2 protein-coding genes are annotated in these 2,703 nt (G+C 70.6%); both read left to right on the top strand.

The genetic code is table 11. The features are described 5' to 3' along the window. A partial coding sequence (locus FVW20_RS12080; RefSeq protein ID WP_231039078.1) for a sensor histidine kinase occupies positions 1-1,382 on the top strand: 1,382 nt, incomplete at its 5' end. Beyond that, a partial coding sequence (locus FVW20_RS12070; RefSeq protein ID WP_231039077.1) for a sigma-54-dependent transcriptional regulator occupies positions 1,379-2,703 on the top strand: 1,325 nt, incomplete at its 3' end. The genes FVW20_RS12080 and FVW20_RS12070, both read left to right, overlap by 4 nt.

Raw genomic sequence — 2,703 nt, 5'->3', positions numbered from 1 at the left:
AGCGCATCGAGCCGGGCGGCGGCGGCGTGCAGGGCACCGACCTGCGGGGCAGCGACGGGCTGCGCGCCCTGCGCCGCGACCTGCACGGCTACCGCGACACCTTCAGCCGCCTGGGCGAGGTGCAGCTTGCCGGGCAACTGCGCGAACGCGAGCGGGGGGCGCTGGGCGAAGACCTGCGCGAACAGGGCAAGGCGCTGGTGGCGCAGGCCCGCCAGATCGTCACCTACCAGCGCGAGCGCATCCTTGGCATCGTGGGGTCGCTGAAGCACCAGCTGCTGCTGTCCATCGGGGCCATGGTGGGGCTGGCGACGTTCTTTTCGTGGCTCATCGGGCGGCGCATCCTGGGGGCGCTGTCGGTCATCGAGCGTTCGGCCCGGCAGATCGTGCAGGGCAGCCTGGAACAGCTGCCCCTTCCCGCCACCAGCGACGAGACGCGCGGCGTGGTGGAGGCCTTCAACCACATGCTTGTGGAACTGGAGCACCGCCAGAACCAGCTGGTGCAGGAAAAGAAGCTGGCCTCGCTGGGGGTGCTGACATCGGGCATCGCGCACCAGCTGAACAACCCGCTGAACAACATCTCCACCTCGTGCCAGATACTGCGCGAGGAGTTGCGCTACGCCACGGGCGGCAACGGAGCGGATGGCGGGCCCGGCCAGACCGGCGGCTCCGGCGGAGCAGGCGGGACTGGCGCTCTCGATCCGGCCCTGGCCGGGCGCATGCTGGAAAACATCCATCAGGAAGTGCATCGCTCGCGCGACATCGTGAAGGGGCTGCTGGAATTTTCGCGCGAGACGGAATTCTCGCTCAAACCCGTGGCCCTGCGCGACGTGGTGGGCCGCAGCGTGGCGCTGGTGGCCAGCGAGGTGCCCGCGTGCATCGCCATAGACACCGAGGTGCCCGGAGACATCGTGCTGCCGCTGGACGTGCAGCGGTTTCAGGAAGTGCTGCTGAACCTGCTAATAAACGCCATTCAGGCGGTGCAGGCCGCGCAGGAGCGGGACGGCAACGCGCCTGAAGGAAGCATGGCGGACGGAAGCGCTCCGGAAGGCGGCATGCCGGACGGGAAGAGACCGGACGGGGCCTGTTCCCGGGCCGGGGCCATCACTGTCACCGCCGCGCGCGACGTGGCGGCGCGGCAGGTGGTGCTGCGCGTGGCCGACACGGGCATCGGCATCGGGCCGGAGCACCTTGGCCGCATCTTCGACCCCTTCTTCACGCTGAAGGAGGTGGGCAAGGGCACCGGCCTCGGGCTGTCCGTGGCCTTCGGCATCATCCGCAAGCACGGCGGCTCCATAGGGGTGGAAAGCACCCCCGGCGCGGGCACGTGCTTCACCATCCGGCTGCCGCTGGGCGCGTCGGAACCCACGGGAGACGCGGCATGAACGACACGCCCGGACGGACAACGGGGGCTGCCGCGAAGACGGCGGACGCCGCTTCGCCCTCCTCGTCCTTGGTCACTCCGCACGCATCGGCCACCCCGCACGCATCGGCCACTCCCGGCCCGGCGCGCATCCTGGTGGTGGATGACGAGGCCATCGCCCGCGACAACCTGGCCCTGGCGCTGGGGCGGCAGGGGCACGAGACGTTCACCGCCGCCAATGGGGCAGAGGCGCTGGAACTGCTGGCCGGGGCGGACTTCGACCTCGTGCTCACCGACCTGATGATGCAGGGCATGGACGGGCTGGACCTGCTGCGCGCCGTGCGGATGCGCCATCCGGACACCGAGGTGGTGGTGGTCACCGGCTACCCCACGGTGAAGACGGCGGTGGAGGCCATGCACGCCGGGGCCTACCACTACCTGCCCAAGCCCTACGACCTGGACGAGGCGCGGGCGTTGGTGCAGAAGGCGCTGGAAAAGCGCCGCCTGAAGCAGGAGGTGGCCCGCCTGCGCGAACAGCTGCGCGAGCGGTCGCTGCCGGTGCCCCTGCTGGGGGCCGCGCCGTGCATGCAGGCGCTCAAGCGCACCATCGCGCAGGTGGCCCCGTCGGACGTCACCGTGCTGATCCTGGGCGAAACGGGCACCGGCAAGGAACTGGCCGCGCGCATGGTGCACCTGTTCAGCCGCCGGTCCGAGGCGCGTTTTCTGGCCATCAACTGCGGGGCCTTCAACGAGGAATTGCTGGAAAGCGAACTGTTCGGCCACGAGCAGGGGGCCTTTTCAGGCGCGGTGCGCCAGCGCAAGGGGCTGTTCGAGGCGGCGGAGGGCGGCACCCTGTTCCTCGACGAGGTGGGCGAAATGTCGCTGCCCATGCAGGTCAAGCTGCTGCGTGCGGTGCAGGAACGCACCATCCGCCGGGTGGGCGGCACGGCGGACATTCCCGTGGACGTGCGCCTGCTGGCCGCCACCAACAAGGACCTGGCGGCAGAGGCGGCGGCGGGGCGCTTCCGGCACGACCTGTACTACCGCCTGAACGTGGTGGTGCTGCGCATGCCCCCGCTGGCCGAGCGCATGGAGGACGTGCCCCTGCTGGCCCAGTACTTCGCGGAAAAGGCCGCGCGCGACACGGGCAGGCCCGCCCCGCACATCGCCCCGGAGACGCTGGGCGTGCTGGCCCGCTATCCCTTTCCGGGCAACGTGCGCGAACTGCACAACATCATCGAGCGGGCCGCCGTGCTCTGCGCGGGCGATGTCATCACCCCGGCGGACCTGCCGCCCGACCTGCGGGCGCTGGCCGGGATTGCGGGGGGGGCTGGCGGGAATGG

This window comes from Nitratidesulfovibrio oxamicus (assembly GCF_015731765.1).
GTDB classification, from domain to species: Bacteria; Desulfobacterota; Desulfovibrionia; order Desulfovibrionales; family Desulfovibrionaceae; genus Cupidesulfovibrio; species Cupidesulfovibrio oxamicus.
Note: the sequence above shows the minus strand (reverse complement) of the source record. Positions and strands in the feature narration are given on the sequence as shown.